Here is a 26,654-nt window from a genome sequence, read left to right as displayed (position 1 = left end):
ACCGGCCCCCGTTCCCCTTCCCGGGGGACGGGGGCCGGTGCGTCATCCGAAGCGGCCGTTGACGTAGTCGGCGGTCCGGGGGTCCTGCGGGGAGCCGAACATGTCCTCGGTCGGGCCGTGTTCGACGATCAGCCCGGGGGTGCCCTGTTCCGCGAGGAAGAACGCGCAGCCGTCGGAGACCCGCGCCGCCTGCTGCATGTTGTGCGTGACGATGACGATCGTGACCTCGTCCTTGAGGTCGTGGACGGTCTCCTCGATCCGCCGGGTCGAGGTCGGGTCGAGGGCCGAGCACGGTTCGTCCATCAGCAGGACCCGGGGGCGTACCGCCAGCGACCTGGCGATGCAGAGGCGTTGCTGCTGCCCGCCGGAGAGCGCGCCGCCGGGCTGGCGCAGCCGGTCCCGGACCTCCTTCCACAGGCCCGCCTTGGTGAGGCACTCCTCCACGAGGTCGTCGCGCCCGCCCCTGGACACCTTGATGCCGTTCAGCTTCAGGCCCGCGAGGACGTTGTCGTACAGGGACATCGCGGGGAACGGATTCGGCTTCTGGAAGACCATGCCGATCTCGCGGCGGGCGTGGGTGATCCGACGGCCCCGGTCGTAGATGTCCTCGCCGTCCAGGAGCACCCGGCCCGCCAGCGAGGCCGAGCCGATCAGTTCGTGCATCCGGTTCAGGATGCGCAGGAAGGTCGACTTACCGCAGCCCGAGGGGCCGATGAGGGCGGTCACCTGACGTGCGGGCATGGTCAGCGAGACCCGGTCGAGGACCTTGTGGTCGCCGAACCAGGCGGAGATCGCGTCCGCTTCGAGCGTCGCGGCGAGGGGCGCGGTGCCCGGTCCGGTGACCGTGCGGGGCTGGACGGCGGTGTCGATGAGGTCGGTCATGGGACGGGTGACTCCTCGGCTCTCGGGGCGGATCGGTGTGCGCCGGTTCGACGGCCGCCCGACGGCGGCTCGCAGCGGCTCTGTGCGGTGCGAGGGCGGCTCGTAGCGGCTCTGTGCAGTGCGAAGGCGGCTCGTAGCGGCTCAGAGCAGGTTGGGAAGCAGACGGGTGGCGGCCGAGGCGAGCGCGATCCCCAGGGCGCCGAGCACCGGGACCGCTGTGATCCACGTCTGCCAGACGCCCCAGACCCGCAGCGCCCAGGTGGCGAGCAGCGCGGCCGCCAGCAGCGCCTGCGACCAGAGGAAGACGGTGAGCCAGGCACCGTTCTCGCCCGCAAGGGCCTCCTCGGCCGGGCTGATCCAGCCGCTGCGCGCCTCGCGGGGCGGATGCGGCTGTACGGGGGTGGTGAGCGCGGCGTCGACGCGCAGGACGCCCGCGGGTGTGTAGGGGCCGCCGGTCGCGGTGATGAGGGTGAGCCGGCCCTGGTCCCGGCCGAGCCGGGCGGGCAGACCGTCGCCGGGTCGGCGGACGCCGGTGACCCGGTACACCGCCTTCGTCTGGCCGGTGGTGACCTCGATGCTCGCTCCGACGGGAAGCCTGTGCAGACCGTGGAAGGGGCTGCCGTACCCCCACTGGCGGCCCATGACCACGGAGGTGCCCGCCTGGCCGGGCAGCGGGGTGTCGCGGCGGTGGCCGGGCCCGGACATCAGCACCCCGGACGTGGTGCCCTCGCCGACGACCTCCCGCAGGCCGAGCGCGGGGATGCGCAGGAGCGCCATCGGGGCGCCCGCCGCGAGGGGTTTTCCGTCGTAGGTGCGCTGCCCCACGGGGGCGGTGCCCAGGGCGAGTTGCCTGCGCAGTTCGTCGTAGGCGGTCTGCTGGTCCCGGGAGTGCTGGAGGTGGCCGACGAGCGTCAGGTTCGCGGTGAAGCCGAGGAGTACGGCGGCCAGGACGCACAGGGCCGCCCCGGCCAGCGCGAGGCCCGGACGGGCGGCGGCCGGCGCGGGGGGCGGGGAGGTGGGAGCGGGGGCGGGGGCGAGGGGCGCGGCCGGCGCCGGGGCGTGAGGTGCCGTCACCGTGGACGGTGGCGGGGGCGGGGGCGGTGGCGGGGTCAGCACGGTCACGGTGGCTGCGCTCCTGGCTGCGGAGGGGTGGTGGCGGTGCCCGGGGTCCGGAGGCGGGGTGACGGCCCGCCTCCGGAGGCCCGGTGGGTCGGTGCGCCGGGATGGCCCGGTGGGTCAGTGCGCCGGGCGGCCGAACGTGAGCAGGCCCCTGCGGCGGACGTGGATCACGATCGCCGCCCCGAGGCTGATCAGCGCGGCGGCGGCGAGGCCGATCGCGCCCGCCTCGCCGCCGGTCGAGGCGAGGGGGCCGGCGGACTGTCCGCCGGAACCGCCCGAGCCGCCGCCCGCGGCGCCCGCCGCGTCACCCGCGTCACCGCCCGTGCCGCCGGAGGTCGTACCGCCGTCGTCGGTGCCCGCGGTGTCGCTCGGGTCGGGGGTGGGGCTCGGCTGCTCGCCGGTGACGAAGGCGAAGACGACGCTGTGCCCGTCGGCCTTGTCCTCGGCGAGGGTGAGCGTGTGGTCGCCGTCCTCGATCCCGGCGGGGACGGTGAACGCGTACGCGTCGACGGTGCCTTCGGCGTCGGCGGTCGCGTCCGCGAGTGTGGCCCCGCTGTCGGCGAGGGCCACCTTCACCGTGGCGCCCTTGGTGTAGCCGCGGGCGGTGACCAGGACCTTCTGGCCGGCTTCGAGGGCGGGGTTGGCGTCGAGCGGCTTCCCGTCGGCGTCGGTGACATCGAGGTCCGCGGGCTCGGTGGGGCCGTCCGTGGGCTTGCCGGTGGGGTCGGTGGCGCTCGGGTCGGGACTCGGCGCCGCGTCCGTGACGGTCACGGCCAGGAGGTCCGACGTACCGCTGAACGCCTCCGGGTCCGTGGGGGTGAAGGTGGCGCTGTAGTAGGCGAGGCCGGGCTTCGCCGGTGCGGTGACGGTCAGTTCGGCCTTGCCCCCGGTCAGCTCCGCCGCTCCTGCCTCGGTGAACGGGCCGGCGGCGGACGTTCCGGCGCCGAAGCTCACCCGGCCCGCCGCCGCTGCCGGGGTGAGGGCCGCCGTCAGCTTCAGCGGCGCGCCGGCCGCCGTGGCGGGCCCGGTCAGCTCCATCGTGGTCGCCTGCGCCCGGACCAGGGCCCAGTTCTCGCCGGTGACCCGGACGCTCGCCGAGAAGTGGTCGAAGGCGCCCACGCTCGTCGCCGTGTCGCAGTGCAGCCGGATCTCGTAGGTGCCGTCCAGCGGACCGGTCTTGACGTACTTGCGCAGGACGCTCTCCAGCGAGGCCCCGGCGGGGAGCGCGGCGGTGAAGGGCCCGGAGTCGAGCGGCGCACCCGCGGCCGAGGTGGTGAGGGCGTACGAGGCCAGCCCCCCGGTCGCGGCGGCCGGCTTGGGCAGGCGGAGCCCGGCCCTGACGTAGGGCGCCTGCGGATCGGCGGGGGCCGGGCAGGCGGCGTCCGTGGTGGCCGAGGTGGCGAGCTGGGCGTCCTTGATGCTCCCGGCTGCGGGCTCCAGGGTGAACGTCCCGATCCGTGCCGACGCGGCGTGCGCCTCGGTGGACAGACCCAGAACGGCGGCCGCCAGACCGCACAGCAGCGCGCAGACGCCGAGCAGCGCCACGGGTGATCCGAACAGCAGCGCCGCGGGCGATCTGCGTGGTGCGAGGCGATTCATCGCGTTTCTCCCCAGGGGGTGGTGGTGGACTTCGGGTACGCCGTGGGGCCGGGCACCCCGATGGGTGCCCGGCTGTCGCACGGTTACGGGGTGGCGATGATCAGCGCTCACCCTTGAGGACGGTCGCGCCGCAGTTGGCGATGGTGGTGAAGCCGTAGAACTCGATGACGTCGGTCTCGGCGCAGACCTTGGAGTCGGAGCCGGTGAACGTGGCGTCGATGGTCGCGTCGTTGAGCTTCGCGGTCGGGACGACGTTGTAGACGTCGCGGCTGAACGCGCCGCCGTTGACCTTGCCGAGCACGGTGGCACCGTGCCGGTCGTTGACCGCGCCGCTGACCTGGGCGTTGTACTGGGATACGGAGTACGGGGCGATGTCGCCCGCGGTGTCGAGCTGCACGCCGTTGTGCTCCTGCATCGTGCCGACACAGGCACCCACGACGGGGTTGCCGATCTCGCCGAGGAAGAAGGTGAGCGTCCCGGAACCGGCCTGCGGCAGCAGCGGGGTCAGCGAGACACCGTTGAGCGAGGTCAGCGTGCACTCGTAGATGGACTTGAGCTGGGCGGTGGTGAGGTTCAGGTTCGCGTTGAGCGGGCTGTCCCCGCGGACGGCGACGGTCACCCGGTCCTGCGCGAACGGGATCCAGGTCAGGTCGGTGCCGGCGGCGGCCGGTCCGCGCGAGGAGCGGGCGAAGTCCAGACAGCCGGTGGCGCCGTCGATGCTGCTGTTGAGGGCGTTGATGCCGGCCGAGGAACCGTTCGGACGGGTGAGGGTGCAGTTGGCCGCCCGGGTCTTGACCGTGCTCGAACCGGTCGCGTCGTACGAGGCGATCAGCGTGCCGCCGTCGATGGACTCACCGAGACCGTTGACCACGTCCTGCGTCGTGTCCGAGCCGGCACCGGCGAGGACGCGGTAGTCGGTCGGGGTGGCCGGGTCGGCGGAGGCGACGGGGGCCATGATGCCGAGGCCGAGGGCGGCGGCGCCGACAGCGGCACCCAGACGAACACGAGTCTTGACGTTCACTTCTGTTCTCCTCCGTGGATACGGAATGCAAGGAATGGACGCGCAAGTACAATCCGGATTCTGTTACCGCCGACCCGTCGGCCGGCCACCGCAAACAATTCCGCAGAGCGGTCCCCCCGGCCACCAAATCCAATTGCTGATCAGGTTACGTATGGATTTACTGGGCGACACCAAGAGAATTCCCCGGAGACCAGCACGATTCCCCGGATTCACCGGGCGGGGAATCCGGGGAAATCCGGGGAATCGCACCGGGCCGGAAGACGTGGGCCGAAGGACGCCGGCCGAGGACTCAGCCGGAGCCGGCCGCCGCCCTCCGGGTCGACAGCCGCATCATCACCGGGCCCGCCAGCGCCGCCGCGCCGCCCGCGATCAGCACCCCCAGCAGCACCCACCGGATCAGCCCGAGGACCTGCGAGGGGGTCGGTGCGCCGGACGCGGTCGCGGCCACCTTCGACGTGTCGTCGGCGCCCGCCGCGGTCCCCGGCGACCCGTCGGGGCCGGGGCCGCCCGCCGAGCCGCCACCGGCCGCCGTGCCGCCCCCCGTACCGCCGGAGTCCGCACCGGATGCCGGTCCGCCCGCGGTGCCGTCGCCGCCCGGTCCTGCGCTCCGGCCGCCACCCGGCGTGCCGGCGCCGGGCGGGGTCCCGGCGCCGCGTTCCAGCAGGCCCGCCGCGTCCCTCGCCTGTGCGCGCATCGCCGCGGGCAGGGGGGCGTACCCGTGCGGCAGCTGTCCGGGGGTGAGGCCCGCTGTCTGGCCCGGCCCGGCCGCGTACCGGATCATCCGCGCGTAGTCCCGGCGGGCGGCGGCGGGCTGGTCCGTGGTGGCGGCGGCGTAGGCGACCGCCGTCAGCGGATACGCGCCGTTCCTCGCCCGTGCCGGATCGGGCGCCTTCACCCCGGCCACGGCCGAGTCCTTCATCTGCGCGACGGCCGCGAGCAGGGACTTCTCGGTGGGCACGACGAACTCACCGTCGGCGTTCGGCAGGGCCGCGATGTCCAGCTGATAGCGGTCGGCCGACGGGGCGTCGACCAGTCCGGCCACCTGGCGCATGCCCTGCGGGCTGCGCTCCCCGGTCAGCTTGCCGCCCGTGGCGCACTCGGCGCAGACCTCGAAGTTCGTCGTCTGACCGCTGTACCCGCGGCGCACGCGCAGCGCACCGTCGTGCAGGTTCTCGGCGTACGGCACGATCTCGGCACCGGTGTAGACGGCCCACTCCGTGGGTCCCGCGGAGGCCCTGGTCTCCGTCGGGTCCGCTTTCGGGAAGTAGTCCGGCGCCTCTTTGTCGAGCGCCATGTCCCGGTAGAAGGGATTGAGTTTCATTCCCCAGGGATCGGGTTTTCCGGAAAGGAATTCGCGGGCGTCCCGGTCGGACTGAAGATAGCGCCACAGCAGTCGGCTCGTATCGGAGTTCTCGCTCGGTGCGACCATTCCGAGCGGACCGCTGCGAGCCGCTCGGCCCGCCATGGCGGGGTTGAGCTCCACGAATTCAGGATCGCTGACCAGCGCTTCGGGATTCCCCGCCAGATGCGGCGGCTTCGGGCTGTCGACGCTCCAGAGACTGACGCCCGCGACATAGGACTGGGTCAGCATCTTGGCCAGCAGCCGTGGACTGAGCCGCAGATCGCGCACCCACTCGTTCGGCGCCCCCGCGTGCTCCCAGAGGAATCCCACGCTCAGCCCGCTCACCGCGAGGGGGGCGTGCACGACCGGCGGGGCGCCTTCGGCCGTCTCGACGGGGTCGACCGTGACGGCCATCCCGGGCGAGGTGGCGGAGGGGTTGCGGATCAGGGAGCGGGCGTGGTCCTCGCCCGACTGGCTGAAGGTGAAGCGGGCGTCCAGGCCGTCGCACAGGACGGTCTGCCACGACGAGACGGCGTCGGTGAGCAGTTCGGAGCCGATGATGCGGCGCTCCGGCCGGTCCGGGTCGCAGGTCGCGCCGACCGGATCGAACCGCAGCGGGAAGACCATCCGGCGGTCCCAGTTCGACCGGCTCAGCGGGGAGGTGTCCAGGTTGCCGTTGGCCGGCGCCTCGGTCTCGTGCTCGCCGCGCGGCACCACGACCAGCCAGCACGAGCGCGGTTTCCCGCCGCTGCCGTTCACTTCGCCGCAGCCCAGGTGGGGGGCCTGGAGTGCGGTCTGCACCTCGAAGATCGCCTCGCCGGTGCCGTCCGGCTGGGTCTTGCGCAGGGGTTCCGCGTTCGAGTCGTTCGGGCCGAAGTACGTGAAGTCGTAGGCGTCCTCGGTGGGCTTGCCCGTGACGGGCCGGAACGGCACGAAGGGGCTGAAGTTGCCTTCGCCCTGCGTGTATTCGGACTCCTGCGGGTCCCATCCCTCGGGCAGCACCCGGCTCCCGTTGTAGCTCCCCCCGGCCCTGACCGCCCCGAAGTCACAGCTCTCCCGGTCGGGGCCGCCGGAGCTGTCGCCCCAGCACTGCATGATCTGGAGGTAGTTGACGAACTTTCCGCCCAGCGGGGTCGGCCTCCCGCCGGTCCAGGTCACCTTCACACCCTGGGCCCGCAGGTGCTCGGTCTGGTGGACGGTCACCCTGAGGCCGGAGAAGTCGTCGTAGGGCCCCTTGGTACCGCTCCTGGTGACCGCCGATCCGGCGTCCGCCGCACGGCCCGCGGAAGCCGCCCGCGCCGTGGACGCCGTGGACGCCGTGGATGCCGTCCTGGCCGTCTGTGCCGTCTGTTCCGTGGTCGCCGCCTGGGCCGCCCGCGCCTGGTCGGCGCCGCTCGGCAGCGGGACCAGGGCGAGCAGTACGGCGGCGAGGAGCGCTCCGGCACCGGCGGCCGTACGTCTCCCGGGGCGGACACGGGCACGCGGGGGTCTCACGACAGGTCTCCCTTGCGGCGGGACCGCGCGGCGAGCGCGCGGGCGGTGAGCGGCGGGCCGACGACCACACCGGCGAGCAGCAGGGCGGACAGCGCCATCAGGGCACCGCGCAGCCCCACCGCGTCGTCGGACGCGAGATTGACGGGGTTGGCGACGACCGAGGCGTCACCGGAGCCGGAGCCGCCGTCGTCGATCGGTTCGCCGGTGTCGGGGTCGATCGCGCCTCCCCCGCCCGCGGCGGCCTCCTGGGCGTCCGGAGTGCCGTCACCGTCGCTGTCGGCACCGCCCGTCGTACCGGCGCTTCCCGTGCCGCCGGAGCCGGTCGCCCCGCCGGAACCGCCGGTGCCACCCGCGCCTCCGCCGCCCGAACCGCCGTTTCCGGAACCGCCGTTGGAGCCCTGCGCCGCGGGCTTCACCGGGGTCTGCTCGTTCTTGGCTCCGGCGGTGCCGTTGGAGCACTGCTGCGGGCCCCGCTGGTCGCACGCCTTCGGGTACGGCGCGTTCTTGGCGAGGGTGTTGCCGCCGTCCTTGGAGAAGGTGGGGTTGCGGCAGCCGTTGATGTCGACCTTGCCGGTGGGGGCGCCGGGGATCCGCCGTACCTGGTCGAATCCCGCGAGCACCAGGTTCTTGGGCAGCGGTGAGTAGCCGAGCTCCTCCGCCTGCTGCTGGCCGTCGCAGAGGAAGTAGTTGGCGAAGGCGCCGAGGGTCCTGCCCTTCGCCTCCGTCATGGGGTTCTTCTCGCCGTCCAGCGAGGTCGGCACGATCATGTAGCTGTAGCTGGACAGCGGGTAGGTACGCCGGTCGCCCGAGCGGTAGACCCCGTCGAGGATCTGCGTCAGGTAGTCGGAGGACCCCTTGTCGTTGTTGATCCGTGCCGCCATCAGCCCCACGGCGACGCTGGAGGCGGTCGGTTCCACGTAGTACCCGGCCCGGTTGAGCATCTTGGCGACCGGGAAGCCGGTCTTGATGGCGTACGAGTACTCGACGTAGGTGATGGCGCCCTCGGCGTGGTTCTGCCGCACATAGCCGGAGACGCCCAGCGAACCGGACTTGGCGATCTGGGAGGAGCCCGAGGCGCTGGGGAAGTACGACGTCATGCCGCAGGGCGTGGACTTCCCGGCCCGTCGGCAGAAGTCGTTCCAGGTCGCGCCCTGCTCCTTGGCCAGCCAGGTGGTGAACTGCGCCGTGGTGCCGGAACCGTCGGAGCGTACGACGGGCACGATCTGGCGGCTCGGCAGGTTCAGGCCCGGGTTGTCCGCCCTGATCTCGGGCGCGTTCCACCGGGTGATCCGCGAGGTGAAGATCTTGGCCAGGACGTCGCCGGACAGCCGCAGGTTGGTGACCCGCTTGCCACCGATCCTGAGGTTGTACATGAACGCGGTGCCACCGGCCACGATCGGCATGTACGCGTAGCCGCGCTTCGGCGGCACGTCCGTGACGCCGCCCTCCTTGAGCCCGTACGGAATCTCCGAGACGCCGAAGTCGACCGTGCCGTTCTTGAACTGCTCACGGCCGTTGGACGAGCCGGTGGCCGCGAAGTTGACGGTCATCCCGAGGTTGGAGGCGACATTGCGGCGCCACTGGTCCAGCGCGTTGGAGCTCCAGGTGGAGCCGGCGCCGGTGATCTTGCTGTACGAGGCCGCCAGGGCGGGCGGCTGACCGGTGGCCAGCAGCGCGCAGAGCAGCGCGGCCAGCCCCATGGCCAGACGGGACACGGTCGCGGGTCTCACGGGGTACTCCCGGGTGTGGTGGTGGCGCCGCCGGACGGGGTGCCCGACGGTGTCGTACGGGTGGCCTCACCGGCTGCGGAACGGGCTTCGGCACGGCCTTCGGCACCGGCCGGGGAACCAGCCGCGGCGCGGGCCCCGGTACGGGCCGTGAAGCGGGCGGAGTCGCGGCGCGAGGCGAGGACCCGCCGATGGGTCTGGGCCTTCGTCAGCTGCCCCGGATCGCGGCCGCCGATGAGCCGGGCGATCACGAAGAGGAGCAGCACCAGCGCCATGAGCGTCGCCGCGGTGCCGAAGCCGCGGGCGATCATGTCGGGCTCGGGCGACTTGACGAACTCGAAGGTGGCCAGCGGCAGCGAGACCTGCGGCCCGGACAGCGGATCGGCGTTCAGCTCGGCCGTGAAGCCCGCGGTGAGCAGCACCGGCGATGTCTCGCCCACCCCGCGGGCGGTGCCGAGGATGACCGACGTGGTCAGCCCGGACCGGGCGGTGGGCAGCACGACGTGCCAGACGGTGCGCCAGCGCGAGGTCCCCAGCGCGTAGGAGGCTTCGCGCAGCGTGCCGGGCACCAGGCGGATGACGACGTCCGAGGCCCTGATGATGATCGGCAGCATCATCACGGCCAGGGCGAGGGAGGCGGCGAGCCCGGACTTGTCGAAGCCGACGGCGAGGATGACGGTCGCGTAGATGAACAGACCGGCGACGATCGAGGGCAGCGCGGTCATCGCCTCGACGATGGTGCGGACGAAGCGGGCGAAGCGGCCCGGGACCTCGTTGAGGAACACCGCGCAGACCAGCCCGGTCGGGACGGTGACCAGGAGCGCGAGGGTGATCTGCTGGAGCGTGCCGACGATGGCGTGCAGGATGCCGCCGACACCGAGGCCGTCCAGCGGGCCCGCGAGCTTCATGTCCTGGGTGAAGAAGTTGCCGTGGGGCAGCGCCTTGCGGCCTTCCCAGAGCGTGAAGACGATCACGAAGGCCAGCGCGACGAGCATGACCAGTCCCATGCTGCGTACGACGATGCCCGCCAGCCGGTCCCTGATCGCCGGCCCGTCCTCGTCGAACGAGACCAGCAGCGCGTACAGCCCGAGGAAGAGCACGTACGCGACGAAGACGAAGCCCACGGCGCCGTTGAACGGCAGCAGGCGGACGAAGAGCAGTGCGGTCACGCTCAGCGCCGCGGCAGCCGCACCGGCCAGGGCGAAGGTGTCCGAGGGGCGGGTCAGCTTCAGGGAGCGCCGGACCTCGCCGCCCGTCCGCTGCCGTTCAGCGGTGCGGGCGGGCAGCACGGTGCGCGACGCGGCCGGGGCTCCGTGGTCCGGGGCGACGTGGTCCGGGGCGACGTGATCCTGGGCGACGTGATCCCGGGCGGCTTCCGGGACGTCCTTCGGCGAGGACGAGGACGCGGACGAGGACGCGGACGCGAACCCGCCTACGGTCCGCGGCGGTTCGGGTGCGAGTGTCATGACGGGCGGGCACCCTTCTAGGCGTCGCTGGAGGCGCCGGAGCGGCTGCGGGCGACGATCGACGAGGCGGCGAAGTTGACGACGAGGGTCATGAGGAAGAGCGCGAGACCGGCGGCCATCAGCGCGGACATGCCGAACGGGCTGGCCTCGCCGTAGCGCAGGGCGATCAGCGCGGCGACCGAGCTGGTGCCGTTCTGCAGCACATGCCACTGGATCTCGAAGACGGGCGAGATGATCAGGTAGACGGCGATGGTCTCGCCGAGCGCCCGGCCGAGCCCGAGCATCGTGCCGCCGATCATGCCGCCCTTGCCGAAGGGCAGGACGACGCTGCGGATCATGCCCCAGCGGGTGGCGCCCAGGGCGTACGCGCCCTCGCGCTCCCCGGCGGGTGCCTGCGAGAACACCTCGCGCATCACCGAGCAGATGATGGGCGCCACCATCAGGGCGACCACGATGCCCGCGATCAGGGTGGAGGAGGTGTAGACGGTCTCGGGGGCGAGCGGGTCGCGGGGGTCGGCCCCGTCGACCGTGAAGAGCGGGAACCACCCGAAGTAGGCGGCGATCCAGCGGGCGGTGGGCAGGACGGCGCCCTCGAAGAAGAAGAGCCCCCACAGCCCGTAGACCACGGAGGGCACGGCGGCCATCAGGTCGACGACGCTGATCAGGGTCCGGCGCAGCCGCGGCGGCGCGTACTCGGAGATGTAGAGGGCGCCGCCGATGGCGAGCGGAACCGCCACGGTGATCGCGGTCAGCGCGATGAGCACCGTGCCGATGAGCACCGCGGCGATGCCGAACCGTCCGGCGTCCGGTTCCCACGCCTGGGTCGTGAGGAACGCCCAGCCGGCCCGTTCGAGCGCCTGCCAGGCCCGGTAGAGGAGGAATCCGCCGACCAGGAGCATCACGGCCAGCACGAAGCCCCCGCCGCTCCGGGCCACCGCGCGGAACACCCGGTCGGGCAGCCCGGGGTCCGCGTACAGCCGCCGGGGCACTTCGGATACGGCGCCGGGCTCGTCCGGTGCGCCGGTGCGTGTCCCGGCGGGCGGGGGTCGCTCCTTTGTTCGTGTCATCACGCGGCCGACGCTCGCGGGACGCGATGAACCCGTGCGCCCCGAGATGTGAATGAGGTGTGCCCTAAAGGCAACTTCCGGTGACGTCCCCCATCTCGGCGAGGAGCGCGCGGAACCGTTCGTAGGCGGCCCGGCAGGTCGAATGCCGTTCGTACGCCCGTGCGGAGACGGCCGTGGCGCGGCCGTCCGCTTCCCTCAGCAGCCAGATCCAGCCGTTGCCCGAGGGCGTGTGCTGGACAGCACCGGTCTGGCCCCGGTGGCTCTCGCGCAGTTCGTCGAAGGCGCGACGGCAGTCGCCGTACGCGCCGAACGCATGGGCGGACACCGCGACCACGCGCCCGTTCTGCGCGATCATCCGCCAGCCGTATCCCCCGTCCGTGTCGATGTCGATCCGACATCGTGCCCGTACCGCTTCCGCTCTGCCGGCACCATCAGCACCATCCGTACGCGTCATGTCGCCCCACCCCCCGCCGCCCCCTTCGGAAGTCGGGCGGCAGGCGCAATTTATTGAGCGGGGGGCGCGACCGGGGGCGCAAACCAGTCATCCGGTCGGTTTTCATCGCGATGTAGTCCGTAGGGCGTCCGCCATACACCGGAACGGCCCGCTGCCCGACGAGCACCCGGTCCGGCGCTCACCCGGTCCGGCGCTCACCCGGTCCGGCGGACACGCCTTCCCGCGGACACGCCTTCCCGCGGGCGCGCCGGCCGGCGCGCGGACGCCGGGGTGCGGGCCCACGGGAAGGCGCGCACCGCTCACGAACCGAGGAGCGGCGGACCCGGCGCCCCGGCCTCCCGGCGCCCGACGGCCACCCGCCGGGACACCGTCCTCACGTCACCTCACATCACGCCACGGCGAGCAGCACGATGAGCGCCACGGCGCCCACCGCGGCCGGGGCGATCACCTCGTACGCCCAGCGCACCGGGGACGCCACGCCCGCCCCGGTCGCCCCGGTCTCCGCGGTCCCCGCGCTCTTCCCGCTCTCCCCGTGGCCCGCCCGCTCGGCCAGATCCCGCAGGTCCAGCACGGTCTGGTCGGCCGCCGCGACGCGCGCCTGCCTGTCGCGCACGTCGGCGTTGACCGAGGTCCGGCCGTACGGGTCGTCCAGGGACTGCCGCGAGGCCTTGCGGGCCGCCCGCTTGCGCTCCCGCAGCGAGACCGGCACCGCCCACAGCTGGAAGGTGGCGCCGTCCCGGGCGATCAGCTCGGTGGAGTACCCGGCGCGCACGTCGGCGACCGCGCTCCACGGCAGCTCGACCGTCCGGAACGGGTTGCGGATCCGGATCCGCGTGCCGTTCGCGAACACCGCGGGCCGCAGCGTGAACGCCACGATCAGCGGCACCGCCGTCAGCAGCCCGGCGAGCGCCACCCACGGCACCCGGCCGTCCCCCTGGAACATGGCATCACCGGCGAGCCAGGCGACCAGCAGAAGCAGCAGGACACCGCAGACCAGCCCGGCGCCCGACCGGTAGGTCCGGTCGGCATAGGTCGGCTCTGCGGGGGGTGTGGGGCTCGTCATAGGGCCGATTCTGCCTGACCGGAGCCCACGACGACGGGGCGGCCGTGCGCCCGGCGCACGCCGCTCGGCGAATACGCACGGTCGGCCGGGTCCCCTGTACAGGTCGCTACGCGCGTAGATATGCTCATCTGGTGACCATGCCCACCACTGCTCCCGCATTCTCCGACGCGACCGCGTCCGACAGTGCGCTGCGCCGCTTCCTGTTCGGGCTGCCCGGCGTCGACGCCGTCGGCCTCGAAGCGCGCGCCGCGTCCCTCGGAACCCGTTCGATCAAGACGACGGCCAAGGCGTACGCCATCGATCTCGCCATCTCGATGATCGACCTGACGACGCTGGAAGGCGCGGACACCCCGGGCAAGGTCCGGGCACTCGCCGCCAAGGCCGTCAACCCCGACCCCACCGACCGCACGGCTCCGCGCACCGCCGCGGTCTGCGTCTACCCCGACATGGCGGCGACCGCCGCCGCCGCGCTGGCGGGTTCCGGAGTGAAGGTGGCGTCCGTCGCGACGGCCTTCCCCGCCGGACGCGCCGCGCTGGACGTCAAGCTCGCGGATGTCCGCGACGCTGTGGCGGCCGGGGCCGACGAGATCGACATGGTGATCGACCGCGGCGCCTTCCTCTCCGGCCGTTTCCTGAAGGTCTACGAGGAGATCCTCGCCGTGAAGGCGGAGTGCGGCTCCGCCCGCCTGAAGGTGATCTTCGAGACCGGCGAGCTGTCCACGTACGACAACATCCGCCGCGCCTCCTGGCTCGGGATGCTGGCGGGCGCGGACTTCATCAAGACGTCGACCGGCAAGGTCGGGGTCAACGCCACCCCCGCGAACACGCTCCTCATGCTGGAGGCCGTGCGCGACTTCCGGGCGCAGACCGGCGTACAGATCGGCGTGAAGCCCGCCGGCGGCATCCGCACCTCCAAGGACGCCATCAAGTTCCTGGTGCTGGTGAACGAGACCGCGGGCGAGGACTGGCTGGACAACCACTGGTTCCGGTTCGGCGCCTCCAGCCTGCTCAACGACCTGCTGATGCAGCGCCAGAAGCTCAGCACCGGCCGTTACTCCGGCCCCGATTACGTGACGGTGGACTGATCCCCATGGCATCTGCATTCGAGTACGCACCGGCGCCGGAATCCCGTTCCGTCGTCGACATCGCTCCGTCGTACGGCCTGTTCATCGACGGTGAGTTCACCGAGGCCGCCGACGGCAAGGTCTTCAAGACCGTCTCGCCGAGCAGCGAGGAGGTGCTCTCCGAGGTCGCGCAGGCGGGCGAGGCCGACGTCGACCGGGCCGTCAAGGCGGCCCGCAGGGCGTTCGAGAAGTGGTCCGCGCTGCCCGGCTCCGAGCGCGCCAAGTACCTGTTCCGGATCGCCCGGATCATCCAGGAGCGCAGCCGCGAGCTCGCCGTCCTGGAAACCCTCGACAACGGCAAGCCGATCAAGGAGACCCGCGACGCGGACCTCCCGCTGGTCGCCGCGCACTTCTTCTACTACGCGGGCTGGGCCGACAAGCTGGACCACGCGGGCTACGGCGCGAACCCGCGCCCGCTCGGCGTGGCCGGCCAGATCATCCCGTGGAACTTCCCGCTGCTGATGCTCGCGTGGAAGATCGCCCCGGCGCTCGCCACCGGCAACACGGTGGTCCTGAAGCCCGCCGAGACGACCCCGCTCTCCGCGCTCTTCTTCGCGGACATCTGCCGCCAGGCGGGACTCCCCAAGGGCGTCGTCAACATCCTCACGGGCTACGGCGACGCGGGCGCCGCCCTCGTCGGGCACCCGGACGTCAACAAGGTCGCCTTCACCGGCTCGACCGCGGTCGGCAAGGCCATCGCCCGTCAGATCGCCGGTACGGACAAGCGGGCCACCCTGGAACTGGGCGGCAAGGGCGCCAACATCGTCTTCGACGACGCCCCGATCGACCAGGCCGTCGAGGGCATCGTCACCGGGATCTTCTTCAACCAGGGCCAGGTCTGCTGCGCGGGCTCCCGGCTCCTCGTGCAGGAGTCGGTCCAGGACGAGCTGCTGGACTCCCTGAAGCGCCGGCTGTCCACGCTGCGCCTGGGCGACCCGCTGGACAAGAACACCGACATCGGTGCGATCAACTCCCAGGAGCAGCTCGCCCGGATCACCTCGCTCGTCGAGACGGGCGAGGCGGAGGGCGCCGAGCGCTGGTCCGCCCCCTGCGAGCTCCCCTCGGCCGGCTACTGGTTCGCGCCGACGCTGTTCACCGGCGTCACCCAGGCGCACACCGTCGCCCGCGACGAGATCTTCGGCCCCGTGCTGTCCGTCCTCTCCTTCCGCACCCCGGACGAGGCGGTCGCCAAGGCCAACAACAGTCAGTACGGCCTCTCGGCCGGCATCTGGACGGAGAAGGGCTCCCGCATCCTCGCGGTGGCGGGCAAGCTCCGGGCGGGCGTCGTCTGGGCCAACACGTTCAACAAGTTCGACCCGACGTCGCCGTTCGGCGGCTACAAGGAGTCGGGCTTCGGCCGCGAGGGCGGCCGCCACGGCCTGGAGGCATACCTCGATGTCCGATAACCGTCTGAGTGTCTTCAAGACCTACAAGCTGTACGTCGGGGGCAAGTTCCCCCGCTCCGAGAGCGGCCGGGTGTACGAGGTGACGGACTCCAAGGGCAACTGGCTGGCGAACGCCCCCCAGTCCTCCCGCAAGGACGCCCGCGACGCGGTCGTGGCCGCCCGCAAGGCGTTCGGCGGCTGGTCGGGCGCGACCGCGTACAACCGCGGCCAGGTCCTCTACCGCGTCGCCGAGATGCTGGAGGGCCGCAGGGACCAGTTCGTACGGGAAGTGGCGGACGCGGAGGGCCTGTCGAAGTCCAAGGCGGCGGCCGTCGTGGACGCGGCCGTCGACCGCTGGGTCTGGTACGCCGGCTGGACCGACAAGATCGGCCAGATCGTCGGCGGGGCGAACCCGGTGGCCGGCCCGTTCTTCAACCTCTCCACCCCCGAGCCGACGGGTGTGGTGACGGTCCTCGCACCGCAGAAGTCGTCGTTCCTGGGGCTGATCTCGGTGATCGCCCCGGTGATCGCGACCGGCAACACCGCGGTGGTCATCGCCTCGGCCGACGCACCGCTGCCCGCGCTCTCCCTGGGCGAGGTGCTGGCCACCTCCGACCTGCCCGGCGGTGTGGTGAACATCCTGTCCGGGCGCACCGCGGAGCTCGCGGCCCCGCTCGCCTCCCACCAGGACGTCAACGCGATCGACCTGACGGGCGCCGACCCGGCGCTGGCGAAGGAGCTGGAGATCGCGGCGGCGGACAACCTGAAGCGGGTACTGCGTCCCCGGCCTGTGGACGCGGACGGCGACGGCACCTCCGCCGACTGGTCGGCCGACCCCGGTACGCACCGGCTGACGGCCTTCCTGGAGACCAAGACGGTGTGGCACCCCACGGGTTCCCTGGGCGCCTCCGGCTCCTCGTACTGACCCGTCGCACCCCGGCAGGTACGCACTTCCCGCAGGGCCGCCCCTCACCCGGGGGGCGGCCCTGCGCCGTGCCGTCGGCCGCGACCGGCCGGCCCGTGATCAGCCGGTGATGAACCCGGTGACCTCGCCCACCACGGGCAGATCGTTCAGCGCGCCGCCGCTGGTCAGCGGGTCGGTGACGACAGCCGTGGTCACCGGCGCGAAGTCGGCGATCTGGGTGCCCACGGCGTTGTCCAGCGGGTCCACCCCGGTCCCGGCCAGCGGGTCGAGCTGAAGATCCGTGATGGGCGCGACGGCCCCGGCGAGCGAGTACCCGAGCGCCCCGGTCAGTGCGGGCGCGGCGGCGTCGGTGATCGCCCCGAAGGTGCTGTCGGCCTCGCTGGCGGGGGCGGAGGGCGGCGGTGCCGCCTGGGCGGCCGTGGCTCCGGCGCCGAGTGCGGCGCCCATCGCGGTGATGGTCAGACCGGCGCGCAGCAGAACGCGACGTGCGGGCTTGCGTGCATGAAGTCCCATGATTTTCCCACCTGATCGGGTCCGGATGTGTGATCGTCCGTGCGCGCAGAGTAGTTGAGGTGTGATGCTCGATACCAACAAGACCTCCGAGGGATCCCCTACGCGGGTCAATGCCTCACACTTCTGTTCTGTGAGTTCCCAACCGATCCCGACCCGCGTCGTGCTGCTCGCGGGCCCCTCCGGCTCCGGAAAGTCGTCCCTCGCCGCTCGCACCGGTCTGCCGGTGCTGCGTCTTGACGACTTCTACAAGGAGGGTGACGACCCCTCGCTGCCCCAGGTCCCGGGCAGCCCGGACATCGACTGGGACTCCGCGCAGTCCTGGGACGCGGACGCGGCGGTGGCGGCCATCGCGGAGCTGTGCCGCACGGGCCGCACGGAAGTGCCGGTGTACGACATCGCCACCAGCGCCCGCACGGACCAGGAGGCGTTCCACATAGAGCGCTCGCCGCTGTTCGTGGCCGAGGGCATCTTCGCGGCGGACATCGTCGGACGCTGCCAGGAGCTGGGGCTGCTGGCCGACGCGCTGTGTCTGCGCGGCCGTCCGTCGACGACCTTCCGGCGACGGCTGCTGCGGGATCTGCGCGAGGGGCGCAAATCGGTGCCGTTCCTGGTGCGGCGCGGGTGGCGTCTGATGCGGGCCGAGCGGCGCATCGTGGCCCGGCAGGCGGCGCTGGGCGCGTATCCGTGCGGCAAGGACGAGGCCCTGGGCCGACTGGCCGCGGCTGCTGCGGGCCGCTGCCGCCGCGGAGCGTCCGCGGGAAGGTGAAGCGCATCAGGGCGTCCGCGGGAAGGTGAAGCACCGCGGGGCGTCCTCGGGGCGCCTCCGCACCTCACTCGGGGCGGCCTCCGGGGCCGGGGCCGCTCCGCGCGGCACGGGCCCGGTGCACCGCACCGGCGGCAGGACACGCGAACGGGGCCGGACAGGACCCCCCGGCCCGTCCGACCCCGCTGCGTTCCCCGTACCGTCGCCTCCCCCGAAGCGCCGGCCTGTTCCCCCGTGTCCCCGTATCCCCGTACCGCCGCCTCCCCCGAAGCGCCGGCCGTTTCCCCCGTATCCCCGTTTCCCCCGTTGCCTCAGGCCACCAGCTCGCCGAAGGACTCTTCCTCGTCACGGCCGAAGCTGAGGACCTCGTCCTCGCGCAGCCGGCGGAGCGACCGCCAGATGCTCGACTTCACCGTGCCGACACTGATGTCGAGGATCGACGCGATCTCCGGATCGGTGCGGCCCTCGTAGTACCGCAGGACCAGCATCGTGCGCTGGAGTTCCGGCAGCCGTGCGAGCGCCTGCCAGAGCACCGCACGCAGTTCCGTTCCGCGCATCGCGTCCGTGTCGCCCACCGTCTCCGGCAGCTCCTCGGTCGGATACTCGTTGAGCTTGCGCCTGCGCCAGGCGCTGATGTGCAGATTGGTCATGGTGCGGCGGAGATACCCGCCGACCGCCGCCTTGTCACTGATCCTGTCCCACGCCCGGTACGTCGAGAAGAGGGCGCTCTGCAGCAGGTCCTCGGCCTCGAACCGGTCGCCGGTCAGGTGATAGGCGGTTGCGTACAGGGAGGCGCGGCGCTCCTGGACGTAGGCCGTGAACGCCGCTTCGGCGTCCTCGGTCTCCGCCGCGGTCTTCCGCTCCCCCGTGACCTCCCCGTACGCGGTTCCCCCGTGCTTTCCCCCGTTGGCCCCGATGGGCACGTCAACAACCGTTATGTACGACGGATGCTGACGCCCGGTGCCGCGAACGCACCCCCGTCCGCTCGTTGCACCGGACTTCTCCAGGCTCCGGCCGACGTCGTGGAGACGCGTGACAACTGCGCTTGAGCTGGTGCTGTGCAGTGCGTTCATCTCGCGCCCCCTCATCGGTGGAGTCCGTTCGTTCCATGTGCCAACGAGCTTGCCCGGCCAGTTTCATCACGTTGTCCTGCGACTGTCACAGGGCTGTCACAGGGCCTGTTGGGCCGGGCCGGAACGATGAGAGGACTCCAACTGTCGAACTGAGGCGCCACCATGGGTCAGAATGACCCACGTGCCTTTCCTGTTGCTGATCGAGGACGACGACGCCATCCGCACGGCCCTCGAACTCTCGCTGTCACGCCAGGGCCACCGTGTGGCCACCGCGGCGACAGGAGAGGACGGCCTGAACCTGCTGCGGGAGCAGCGGCCCGACCTGGTCGTGCTGGATGTGATGCTGCCCGGGATCGACGGTTTCGAGGTGTGCCGGCGTATCCGCCGCACCGACCAACTGCCGATCATTCTGCTGACCGCGCGCAGCGACGACATCGACGTCGTGGTGGGACTGGAGTCCGGCGCGGACGACTATGTGGTGAAACCCGTGCAGGGCCGGGTGCTGGACGCCCGTATCCGTGCGGTGCTGCGCCGGGGCGAGCGCGAGTCCACCGACTCGGCGACCTTCGGGACCGTGGTCATCGACCGCTCCGCGATGACGGTCACCAAGGACGGTGAGGATCTTCAGCTCACGCCGACCGAGCTGCGGCTCCTGCTGGAGCTGAGCCGCCGGCCCGGCCAGGCGCTGTCCCGGCAGCAGTTGCTGCGGCTGGTCTGGGAACACGACTACCTCGGTGACTCCCGGCTGGTGGACGCCTGTGTGCAGCGGCTGCGCGCGAAGGTGGAGGACGTGCCGTCCTCGCCGACCCTGATCCGTACGGTGCGGGGCGTGGGCTACCGGCTGGACTCGCCTCAGTGAGTGAATCCGCAAAACGCTCACTCCGCGCGGGTCTTCGGTGGACCAGTCTGCGGCTGCGGCTCGTGGTCGTGTTCGCCCTGGTCGCACTGACCGCCGCGGTCTCCGCGTCGGGGATCGCCTACTGGCTGAACCGCGAGGCGGTGCTGAACCGCACCCAGGACACGGCGCTCGGCGACTTCCGGCGGCAGATGCAGGGCACGGCGGCCACGCTGCCGGTGCGGCCCACCAAGGACGACCTGCAGAGCGCCGCCGTACGGATGGCGAGCAGCAGTCCGGGCTACAGCGTGCTGCTGGTGGACGAGCGCGACAGCGGCAAGCCGATCGTGGGCTACTCGGATCTGGACACGTTCACCCGGGTCAATGTGCCGGACTCGCTGCAGAAGCAGGTGAGCCGGAAGCAGCAGCTGACGTCGGGCAACAAGTTTGAGTACCACCTGTTCTGGCAGCGTACGAAGATCGCGGGCAAGCCGTACCTGGTGGCCGGTACGAAGATCATCGGCGGCGGTCCGACGGGGTACATGCTGAAGTCGCTCGACCAGGAGCGTGAGGATCTGAACTCGCTGGCCTGGTCGCTGGGGATCGCCACCGGTCTGGCGCTGGTCGGTTCGGCGCTGCTCGCGCAGGCCGCGGCGACGACCGTGCTGCGCCCCGTGCAGCGGCTCGGTGACGCGGCCCGCAAGCTCGGCGAGGGCAAGCTCGACACCCGGCTCGTGGTCTCCGGTACGGATGAGCTGGCCGATCTGTCCCACACGTTCAACAGGACCGCGCACTCGCTGGAGAAGAAGGTCGCGGACATGACCGCGCGGGAGGAGGCGAGCCGCCGCTTCGTCGCCGACATGTCCCATGAGCTGCGGACCCCGCTGACCGCGATCACCGCGGTGGCGGAGGTGCTGGAGGACGAGGCCGACAGCCTCGACCCGATGATCGCGCCCGCCGTGCATCTGGTGGTGAGCGAGACCCGGCGGCTGAACGACCTGGTGGAGAATCTGATGGAGGTCACCCGCTTCGACGCGGGTACGGCCCGGCTCGTCCTGGACACGGTCGATGTCGCCGACCAGGTCACCGCGTGCATCGACGCCCGTGCCTGGCTGGACGCGGTGGATCTGGACGCGGAGCGCGGCATGATGGTGCGGCTCGATCCGCGCCGCCTCGATGTGATCCTGGCGAATCTGATCGGCAACGCGCTCAAGCACGGTGGTTCGCCGGTGCGGGTGGCGGTGCGGACCGAGGGCGAGGAACTGGTCATCGAGGTGCGCGACCACGGCCCCGGCATCCCGCAGGACGTCCTGCCGCATGTCTTCGACCGGTTCTACAAGGCCAGCGCCTCCCGGCCGCGCTCCGAGGGCAGCGGCCTCGGGCTGTCCATCGCCATGGAGAATGCCCATATCCACGGCGGCGACATCACGGCCGCGAACTCCCCGGACGGTGACGGCGCCGTGTTCGTCCTCAGACTGCCGCGCGACGCCGAGGAGCTCGCCGGGCCCGACGGGACCGGAACCGACACACACGGCGCGCAAGGCCGCAACGAGGAGGGTGAGGCGACGTGAGGCGCAGCGAGCGCACGTCCCGGGCACCCCGCGGGGGACGCACGGGCGGCCCGCGGCGGCCCGCCGTCGTGCTGGCCGCCGCCCTGGCCGGGGTGGCCCTGCTCTCCGGCTGCGGGATCCGGACCACGTCGGTGCCGGTGGACGCCGGGGCGGCACCGTCGCGGGTGCCGTGCCGCCTCTCCTCGCCGGACTCCGCCACGAAGGCGCTGGACGGCATCGAGGTCGACGTCTATCTGGTGTGCGCCTCACAGCTGGTGACGGTCGACCGCACCGTGCCGGTCCCCGCGACGACGTCCGACCGTCTGCTGGTCGCGCGGGCCCTGCTGGACGAGGTGCAGTCCCCGCCGCCCGCCGACGAGCGCCGGGCCGGGTTCTCCACCGCGGTGCCGACAAGCCTGCGGGTCACCGGGGGGCACAGGAGCGACCCGCGGGGCACGCTGAGGCTCAGTACGCAGCCCGAGGACCTGTCGGCGGAGGCGCTGGCCCAGCTCGTCTGCACATACGCGGAGAGCGACGTGCTCGTCTCCGCGGGCACCGTCGTCCTGGGCGGCCCCGGTAACTACGCGCCGCGGGGCTATCTGTGCACGACGGAGACGAAGGCGCGGCCTCAGGACGTACCGACGCTCGGCGCGGTCGAACTGCGCTGAGCCACCCCCGGCCGAGCGCTCCGAGCGGACGCGTCGGAGCTGCCCGGGCCGGTACGGCCGAACGGGCGCGGTCGGGGGCGATCGGGGCGCGGACCGCTCGCCGTCGCACCGGACGCACCTTCCCGCGGTCGCGCGGAACCGATCCTGCCGGTCGTGGCGTCTTGGTGGACGTGCGTCAAGGTTCGGGCGGCCAGACCGTCATCCGCTTCCGCGCGGCGGGGGTCTCTCTCCTCTTCGCGCATCTGCTGTTCGTCGCGTGGCTGACTCTGCGCCCGCTGGATGTGCCCTGGATGACGGCCGCGAATTTCGAGCCGTTGGCCGGTATCAGGGCGGATCTGGCTCTCGGCCCGGTCGAGGCGGCCCGCCGTATCGGTGAGGGGCTGCTCCTGCTGGCCCCGCTGGGTGTGCTGCTGCCCTTGGCCGGGGGGCGGCTCTTCGTCTCCCCGTGGGTCTCGCTGGTGCGCACGGTCGCCGCCGGTGCCCTGATCTCGCTGGCCATCGAGCTGGCGCAGACCGCCGTGCCCGGACAGGTGGTGGACATCGACTCGCTGCTGCTGAACACCGCCGGGGTGGGACTGGCCCATCTGCTGGTCGTCCCGGTGTGCCGGGCCCGGCTGCGCCGCCGCGAACATCCGGGGGTACGAGACGCCCCCCGCCTCAGGGACGAGGCCCCTGGGGGCCCGACCCCGACGATTCCCAGGGTCGGCATCGCACCGTAGAGCGATGTTTCGTACCGCTTCGCCGGGCCACTATGGATACATCGGGAGCCACCCACCGCTCCCCCGGAACGGTTCACGAAGGAGCCCACCATGGCCGCACTTGCCCGCCCCCGCGAAGGACGCATGATCGGTGGAGTGTGCGCAGCGCTGGCACGGCGCTTCGGCATCTCCGCAGGGACGATGCGGATCATCTTCGTCGCCTCGTGTCTGCTCCCCGGCCCGCAGTTCCTGCTGTACCTGGCGCTGTGGGCGCTGCTGCCGTCGGAGAAGTCCGCCACGTCCGCGACGGCCTGGTGACGCGCGGACCACGGGGAGAACGCGCAGTGGGGCACACACCCGGACCGGGTGTGTGCCCCACTGGCATGTGCGGTGGTGTGCCGCGGGGGTGGTGATCAGCCGCCGAGCGGGATCCCGTTCGCCGACAGGCCCTTGGTGGGCAGGCCGCCGAGCAGGCCGGTGACGGGGGCGACGGCGTCGGTGGCCTCGCCGCCGAGGACCTTGTTCGCGGTCTCCTGGACCGGCAGGGACTTGGCGACGGTGTCCAGGGCGCTGGTGGAGACGGGGAGCGCACCGGCGACGGCGTCGACCGGCAGCGCGGTGACGGCGGAGGCACTGCCGGCGGCGGCAGCGGCGAAAGCGGCACCGAGGGCGGCGACGCCGAGAGTCCTGGCAGCAGACTTCTTCATGAGAATTCGTCCTTGGGGAAGGGAATGTGAGCGGCTTCGCAACGTAGCCAGCTCATTACCTGTTCCGCAAACATGGCGACACACGAAAAACGGCCGGGACACGAAGGCCCCGGCCGTTTCCCCTGAGCTGCTATCAGCCCACCAGGGACGAAGAACCGCTGGTCGCGGCGGTCTGCCGGAACAGCCATTCGGACTTCAGTTCCGCGTATCCGGGCTTGACGACGTCGTTGATCATCGCCAGACGTTCATCGAAAGGAATGAACGCTGATTTCATCGCATTGACTGTGAACCACTGCATGTCGTCGAGCGTGTATCCGAAAGTCTCGATCAGCTTCTCGAATTCCCGACTCATGCTCGTCCCGCTCATCAGCCGGTTGTCCGTGTTCACCGTGGCGCGGAAATGCAGCTTCCGCAGCAGCCCGATGGGGTGCTCGGCGTAGGAGTCGGCGGCGCCGGTCTGGAGGTTGGAGGTCGGGCACAGCTCCAGCGGGATGCGCTTGTCGCGTACGTAGGAGGCGAGACGGCCCAGCGTCACGGTGCCGTCGTCGGCGACCTCGATGTCGTCGATGATGCGGACGCCGTGGCCGAGGCGGTCGGCGCCGCACCACTGGAGCGCCTGCCAGATCGACGGGAGCCCGAACGCCTCGCCCGCGTGGATCGTGAAGTGGTTGTTCTCGCGCTTGAGGTACTCGAACGCGTCGAGGTGCCGGGTGGGCGGGTAGCCCGCCTCGGCGCCCGCGATGTCGAAGCCGGCGACGCCCAGGTCGCGGTAGCGGTTGGCGAGTTCGGCGATCTCCAGGGCGCGGGCGGCGTGCCGCATCGCGGTGAGGAGCGCTCCGACGCGGATGCGGTGGCCGTTCGCGCGGGCCCGGCGCTCGCCCTCGCGGAAGCCCTCGTTGACCGCTTCGACGACCTCTTCGAGGGTCAGTCCGCCGGTCAGGTGCTGCTCGGGGGCGTAGCGCACCTCGGCGTAGACGACACCGTCCTCGGCGAGGTCCTCGGCGCACTCGGCGGCCACCCGGAACAGGGCCTCACGGGTCTGCATGACGGCGCAGGTGTGGGCGAACGTCTCCAGGTAGCGCTCCAGCGAACCGGAGTCGGCCGCCTCGCGGAACCAGACGCCGAGCTTGTCGGGCTCGGTCTCGGGAAGGTCGTCGTAGCCCTGCTCGCGCGCCAGGTCCACGATCGTGCCGGGGCGCAGGCCGCCGTCGAGGTGGTCGTGGAGGAGCACCTTGGGGGCACGCCGGATCTGGTCGGAATCGGGGACATTCAGGGTCTGGCTCGTCATCTTGGCACTCTAGCGCCTACGCGCGTAGAGCGCTTCGCCGATGCGTAACAGTGACCGCGAAGTCGGGTGGAGTACACCTCTCCTTCTGAGACTGTTCTGTCATGGCACAGCGCGCACTTCCCCTGCCTGCTGCGAGGCTGGGACGGGCCGTCCTCACGGCCGGAGCACCACCCGAGGTCAGCGGCGTCGTCCTGCTGCTCCCGGACGGCAGGGCGGACTCGCCCCGCCGTCCTTCCGCATGGTCGTACGCGGTCCAGCTGCCGTTCGCCCGGACCCTGGCCCGCGCGGGCCGGGACGACGGTCTCGCGGTGCATGTGCTGCGCTACCGCGCCCGCGGCTGGAACGGTGACGCGGCCCCGGCGGCGGACGCCGAGTGGGCGGCCGACGAGGCCGTACGGCGCTACGGCGACGTCCCCGTCTGCCTCGTCGGCCACGGCATGGGCGGCCGGGCCGCGCTGCGGGCCGGCGGGCACACCGCCGTGACCTCCGTGCTGGCGATGGCCCCCTGGCTGCCGGACCACGCCCCGGACGAGCCCGATCCGGAGCCGGTGAAGCAACTGGTGGGGCGGCGGGTGCTGATCGTGCACGGCACGAACGACGCGCACACGGACCCGGAGCTGTCGTACCGGCTGGCCGAGCGGGCCAAGAAGTCCAACCGGGACACCTGCCGCTTCGAGGTCCACTCCGACGGGCACGCGCTGCGCCAGCACCGGTCCGAAGTGGAGGCGCTGGCCGCCGACTTCGTCCGGGGATCGCTGTTCGCCCGGTCCTACGCCCGGCCGGTGGCCGACGCACTGGCGGCACCGCCGCCGCTGGGGCTGCGGATGCCGCTGGCCGCCGGGTTCGGCCGCTCGCTGCGCCCGTAGCGCCGCCCGGTCCGGGAGCCGGCCGCGCCCGCCCGGCCGGTCAGTCCGGGAGCAGATGGCCCCGGCGGGAGAGCAGGAAGCGCTTGAAGGCGGCGACGGGCGGGGTGTCCGGGTGGCCGTCCAGCCAGGCGACGCCGATCTCCCGGGCCGCCCGCGGCGCCGTGACGGTCAGCTCGACGACGCCGGGCCGGGCCACCGCGGGGGGCGGCAGGAGGGCCACCCCGAGTCCCGCCGCGACCAGACCCCGCAGGGTCTCGGCCTCCTCGCCCTCGAAGGCGACCCGCGGGGTGAAGCCCGCCTCCGCGCAGAGGTCGTCGGTGATCCGCCGCAGGCCGTAGCCCGGTTCCAGGGTGACGAAGAATTCGTCGGCGGCCTCCGCGAGGCGGACGCGGCGGCGGCCCGCGAGGCGGTGGTCGTCGGGGACCACCAGGCGCAGCCGCTGCTCGTCGAGGCGGCGGGCTACCAGGTCCGGGGCGTCGGGGACGGGTGAGGTGAGGCAGAGGTCGAGGCCGCCCGCCCGCAGACGTTCGATCATCGCCTCGCCGTAGTTCTGGACGAGCTGGAAGCGGACCTTGGGGTGGTCGACGCGGAAGGCCCGGATCAGGGCGGGCACGGTCTCGGATCCCATGGTGTGCAGGAAGCCGAAGGCGACCTTGCCCGCGCTCGGGTCGGCGTCCGCCCGTACGGAGTCGGCGGCCTTCTCCACCTCGGCCAGCGCCCGCTCCGCCGAGCCCAGGAAGGTGCGGCCCGCCGGGGTGAGCGAGACGGTGCGGCCCCGGCGGGCGAACAGGGCGACGCCCAGATCCTGTTCGAGTCTGACCATGGCCCGCGAGAGCGTCGACTGCGGGACTCCCAGCTCGTGCGCGGCGCGGGTGACGTGCTCGTGACGGGCCACCGCCGCGAAGTACGCGAGCCTCGGCGCGAGTACCGCGCGGATGTCTTCTTCGTAACTGCTCGGTGACAGCCGAGGCTGTGAGCTGCGTTCATGCACCATGGGAACGATTATGGCGAGTTCGTGCATTGGA

Annotated in this window: 25 protein-coding genes; 10 read left to right on the top strand and 15 right to left on the bottom strand. The window is 72.0% G+C overall.

Annotation, left to right across the window (positions count from 1 at the left end):
- Window positions 1-42: 42 nt before the first annotated feature.
- The 10 genes from OG251_RS25435 to OG251_RS25390 all read right to left on the bottom strand — a co-directional run bounded on the left by OG251_RS25435 (window position 43) and on the right by OG251_RS25390 (window position 13,234).
- Window positions 43-882, bottom strand: coding sequence for a phosphate ABC transporter ATP-binding protein (locus OG251_RS25435; RefSeq protein WP_326679298.1), 840 nt, complete (start codon window positions 880-882; stop codon window positions 43-45).
- Between the two features lie 141 nt (window positions 883-1,023).
- Complete coding sequence (locus OG251_RS25430; RefSeq protein WP_326679297.1) at window positions 1,024-2,004, bottom strand: sortase; 981 nt, start codon at window positions 2,002-2,004, stop codon at window positions 1,024-1,026.
- Between the two features lie 114 nt (window positions 2,005-2,118).
- Window positions 2,119-3,600, bottom strand: a complete 1,482-nt coding sequence (locus OG251_RS25425) for a hypothetical protein (RefSeq protein ID WP_326679296.1) — start codon at window positions 3,598-3,600, stop codon at window positions 2,119-2,121.
- 100 nt (window positions 3,601-3,700) lie between these two features.
- Window positions 3,701-4,621 carry a hypothetical protein gene (locus OG251_RS25420; RefSeq protein ID WP_326679295.1) on the bottom strand — a complete coding sequence of 307 codons (921 nt, stop codon included), beginning with the start codon at window positions 4,619-4,621 and terminating at the stop codon, window positions 3,701-3,703.
- Between the two features lie 289 nt (window positions 4,622-4,910).
- Window positions 4,911-7,457 carry a hypothetical protein gene (locus tag OG251_RS25415; protein ID WP_326679294.1) on the bottom strand — a complete coding sequence of 849 codons (2,547 nt, stop codon included), beginning with the start codon at window positions 7,455-7,457 and terminating at the stop codon, window positions 4,911-4,913.
- Window positions 7,454-9,187 carry a phosphate ABC transporter substrate-binding protein PstS gene (gene pstS, locus OG251_RS25410; protein WP_326679293.1) on the bottom strand — a complete coding sequence of 578 codons (1,734 nt, stop codon included), beginning with the start codon at window positions 9,185-9,187 and terminating at the stop codon, window positions 7,454-7,456. The genes OG251_RS25415 and pstS overlap by 4 nt, the downstream gene beginning before the upstream one ends.
- Complete coding sequence (gene pstA, locus OG251_RS25405; RefSeq protein WP_326679292.1) at window positions 9,184-10,650, bottom strand: phosphate ABC transporter permease PstA; 1,467 nt, start codon at window positions 10,648-10,650, stop codon at window positions 9,184-9,186. Before pstA ends, pstS begins: the two co-directional genes overlap by 4 nt.
- Window positions 10,651-10,667: 17 nt before the next feature.
- Window positions 10,668-11,717 carry a phosphate ABC transporter permease subunit PstC gene (gene pstC / locus OG251_RS25400; RefSeq protein ID WP_326681416.1) on the bottom strand — a complete coding sequence of 350 codons (1,050 nt, stop codon included), beginning with the start codon at window positions 11,715-11,717 and terminating at the stop codon, window positions 10,668-10,670.
- 64 nt (window positions 11,718-11,781) lie between these two features.
- Window positions 11,782-12,171: a hypothetical protein gene (locus OG251_RS25395; RefSeq protein WP_326679291.1), complete on the bottom strand. Its 390-nt coding sequence runs from the start codon at window positions 12,169-12,171 to the stop codon at window positions 11,782-11,784.
- A 388-nt stretch (window positions 12,172-12,559) separates the two neighbouring features.
- The gene (locus OG251_RS25390) at window positions 12,560-13,234 is read right to left on the bottom strand and encodes a PH domain-containing protein (RefSeq protein WP_326679290.1); all 675 of its coding nucleotides are present in this window, start codon (window positions 13,232-13,234) and stop codon (window positions 12,560-12,562) included.
- 137 nt (window positions 13,235-13,371) lie between these two features.
- On the opposite strand from OG251_RS25390, the gene deoC reads away from it, so the two are divergent.
- Genes deoC through OG251_RS25375 form a run of 3 tightly spaced genes read left to right on the top strand, consistent with a single transcriptional unit; the run spans window position 13,372 to window position 16,668 of the window.
- Window positions 13,372-14,319, top strand: coding sequence for a deoxyribose-phosphate aldolase (gene deoC, locus OG251_RS25385; protein WP_326681415.1), 948 nt, complete (start codon window positions 13,372-13,374; stop codon window positions 14,317-14,319).
- A gap of 5 nt (window positions 14,320-14,324) precedes the next feature.
- The gene (locus OG251_RS25380) at window positions 14,325-15,764 is read left to right on the top strand and encodes an aldehyde dehydrogenase family protein (protein WP_326679289.1); all 1,440 of its coding nucleotides are present in this window, start codon (window positions 14,325-14,327) and stop codon (window positions 15,762-15,764) included.
- Window positions 15,754-16,668: an aldehyde dehydrogenase family protein gene (locus OG251_RS25375; RefSeq protein ID WP_326679288.1), complete on the top strand. Its 915-nt coding sequence runs from the start codon at window positions 15,754-15,756 to the stop codon at window positions 16,666-16,668. The genes OG251_RS25380 and OG251_RS25375 overlap by 11 nt, the downstream gene beginning before the upstream one ends.
- A gap of 99 nt (window positions 16,669-16,767) precedes the next feature.
- Here OG251_RS25375 and OG251_RS25370 read toward each other — a convergent pair whose 3' ends face one another.
- On the bottom strand, window positions 16,768-17,181 hold the full coding sequence (locus OG251_RS25370; protein WP_073718197.1) for a hypothetical protein: 414 nt from the start codon (window positions 17,179-17,181) through the stop codon (window positions 16,768-16,770).
- A gap of 64 nt (window positions 17,182-17,245) precedes the next feature.
- On the opposite strand from OG251_RS25370, the gene OG251_RS25365 reads away from it, so the two are divergent.
- Window positions 17,246-17,947 (top strand): uridine kinase, encoded by a 702-nt coding sequence (locus OG251_RS25365; RefSeq protein ID WP_326679287.1) that lies wholly within the window; start codon window positions 17,246-17,248, stop codon window positions 17,945-17,947.
- A 308-nt stretch (window positions 17,948-18,255) separates the two neighbouring features.
- Here OG251_RS25365 and OG251_RS25360 read toward each other — a convergent pair whose 3' ends face one another.
- Window positions 18,256-19,017, bottom strand: a complete 762-nt coding sequence (locus OG251_RS25360) for a SigE family RNA polymerase sigma factor (RefSeq protein ID WP_326679286.1) — start codon at window positions 19,015-19,017, stop codon at window positions 18,256-18,258.
- Between the two features lie 181 nt (window positions 19,018-19,198).
- Between OG251_RS25360 and afsQ1 the strand changes: the two genes are divergently transcribed.
- From afsQ1 to OG251_RS25335, 5 genes are all read left to right on the top strand, one after another.
- Window positions 19,199-19,876, top strand: a complete 678-nt coding sequence (gene afsQ1 / locus OG251_RS25355; protein WP_073718952.1) for a two-component system response regulator AfsQ1 — start codon at window positions 19,199-19,201, stop codon at window positions 19,874-19,876.
- On the top strand, window positions 19,873-21,423 hold the full coding sequence (locus OG251_RS25350; RefSeq protein ID WP_326679285.1) for a HAMP domain-containing sensor histidine kinase: 1,551 nt from the start codon (window positions 19,873-19,875) through the stop codon (window positions 21,421-21,423). Before afsQ1 ends, OG251_RS25350 begins: the two co-directional genes overlap by 4 nt.
- A complete protein-coding gene (locus tag OG251_RS25345; RefSeq protein ID WP_442818374.1) occupies window positions 21,420-22,070 on the top strand; it encodes a hypothetical protein in 651 nt (216 codons plus the stop codon). Before OG251_RS25350 ends, OG251_RS25345 begins: the two co-directional genes overlap by 4 nt.
- A 164-nt stretch (window positions 22,071-22,234) precedes the next feature.
- Window positions 22,235-22,789, top strand: a complete 555-nt coding sequence (locus tag OG251_RS25340) for a VanZ family protein (protein WP_326679284.1) — start codon at window positions 22,235-22,237, stop codon at window positions 22,787-22,789.
- Between the two features lie 90 nt (window positions 22,790-22,879).
- Window positions 22,880-23,086, top strand: a complete 207-nt coding sequence (locus tag OG251_RS25335; RefSeq protein WP_073718202.1) for a PspC domain-containing protein — start codon at window positions 22,880-22,882, stop codon at window positions 23,084-23,086.
- Between the two features lie 95 nt (window positions 23,087-23,181).
- On the opposite strand, the gene OG251_RS25330 is transcribed toward OG251_RS25335, so the two are convergent.
- Window positions 23,182-23,475: a hypothetical protein gene (locus OG251_RS25330; RefSeq protein WP_266803229.1), complete on the bottom strand. Its 294-nt coding sequence runs from the start codon at window positions 23,473-23,475 to the stop codon at window positions 23,182-23,184.
- Window positions 23,476-23,608: 133 nt separating this feature from the next.
- The gene (locus tag OG251_RS25325) at window positions 23,609-24,763 is read right to left on the bottom strand and encodes an adenosine deaminase (protein ID WP_326679282.1); all 1,155 of its coding nucleotides are present in this window, start codon (window positions 24,761-24,763) and stop codon (window positions 23,609-23,611) included.
- Between the two features lie 101 nt (window positions 24,764-24,864).
- Between OG251_RS25325 and OG251_RS25320 the strand changes: the two genes are divergently transcribed.
- Window positions 24,865-25,629, top strand: a complete 765-nt coding sequence (locus OG251_RS25320) for an alpha/beta hydrolase (RefSeq protein ID WP_326679281.1) — start codon at window positions 24,865-24,867, stop codon at window positions 25,627-25,629.
- A gap of 40 nt (window positions 25,630-25,669) precedes the next feature.
- Here OG251_RS25320 and OG251_RS25315 read toward each other — a convergent pair whose 3' ends face one another.
- Window positions 25,670-26,623 carry a LysR family transcriptional regulator gene (locus OG251_RS25315; RefSeq protein ID WP_073718206.1) on the bottom strand — a complete coding sequence of 318 codons (954 nt, stop codon included), beginning with the start codon at window positions 26,621-26,623 and terminating at the stop codon, window positions 25,670-25,672.
- Between the last annotated feature and the right edge of the window lie 31 nt (window positions 26,624-26,654).

It is taken from the genome of Streptomyces sp. NBC_01237, assembly GCF_035917275.1.
Lineage (GTDB): Bacteria > Actinomycetota > Actinomycetes > Streptomycetales > Streptomycetaceae > Streptomyces.
The sequence above is the reverse complement of the archived record's forward strand: the minus strand, read 5'-3'. Positions and strand labels throughout refer to the sequence as shown.

Excerpts from the sequence above, each read along its gene's own strand:
- OG251_RS25435 (WP_326679298.1), bottom strand. The coding sequence starts at position 882 with ATGACCGACCTCATCGACACCGCCGTCCAGCCCCGCACGGTCACCGGA.
- OG251_RS25425 (WP_326679296.1), bottom strand. The coding sequence starts at position 3,600 with ATGAATCGCCTCGCACCACGCAGATCGCCCGCGGCGCTGCTGTTCGGA.
- pstA (WP_326679292.1), bottom strand. The coding sequence starts at position 10,650 with ATGACACTCGCACCCGAACCGCCGCGGACCGTAGGCGGGTTCGCGTCC.
- pstC (WP_326681416.1), bottom strand. The coding sequence starts at position 11,717 with ATGACACGAACAAAGGAGCGACCCCCGCCCGCCGGGACACGCACCGGC.
- OG251_RS25395 (WP_326679291.1), bottom strand. The coding sequence starts at position 12,171 with ATGACGCGTACGGATGGTGCTGATGGTGCCGGCAGAGCGGAAGCGGTA.
- OG251_RS25390 (WP_326679290.1), bottom strand. The coding sequence starts at position 13,234 with ATGACGAGCCCCACACCCCCCGCAGAGCCGACCTATGCCGACCGGACC.
- deoC (WP_326681415.1), top strand. The coding sequence starts at position 13,372 with ATGCCCACCACTGCTCCCGCATTCTCCGACGCGACCGCGTCCGACAGT.
- OG251_RS25380 (WP_326679289.1), top strand. The coding sequence starts at position 14,325 with ATGGCATCTGCATTCGAGTACGCACCGGCGCCGGAATCCCGTTCCGTC.
- OG251_RS25375 (WP_326679288.1), top strand. The coding sequence starts at position 15,754 with ATGTCCGATAACCGTCTGAGTGTCTTCAAGACCTACAAGCTGTACGTC.
- OG251_RS25370 (WP_073718197.1), bottom strand. The coding sequence starts at position 17,181 with ATGGGACTTCATGCACGCAAGCCCGCACGTCGCGTTCTGCTGCGCGCC.
- OG251_RS25365 (WP_326679287.1), top strand. The coding sequence starts at position 17,246 with ATGCTCGATACCAACAAGACCTCCGAGGGATCCCCTACGCGGGTCAAT.
- OG251_RS25360 (WP_326679286.1), bottom strand. The coding sequence starts at position 19,017 with ATGAACGCACTGCACAGCACCAGCTCAAGCGCAGTTGTCACGCGTCTC.
- OG251_RS25335 (WP_073718202.1), top strand. The coding sequence starts at position 22,880 with ATGGCCGCACTTGCCCGCCCCCGCGAAGGACGCATGATCGGTGGAGTG.
- OG251_RS25330 (WP_266803229.1), bottom strand. The coding sequence starts at position 23,475 with ATGAAGAAGTCTGCTGCCAGGACTCTCGGCGTCGCCGCCCTCGGTGCC.
- OG251_RS25325 (WP_326679282.1), bottom strand. The coding sequence starts at position 24,763 with ATGACGAGCCAGACCCTGAATGTCCCCGATTCCGACCAGATCCGGCGT.
- OG251_RS25320 (WP_326679281.1), top strand. The coding sequence starts at position 24,865 with ATGGCACAGCGCGCACTTCCCCTGCCTGCTGCGAGGCTGGGACGGGCC.
- OG251_RS25315 (WP_073718206.1), bottom strand. The coding sequence starts at position 26,623 with ATGGTGCATGAACGCAGCTCACAGCCTCGGCTGTCACCGAGCAGTTAC.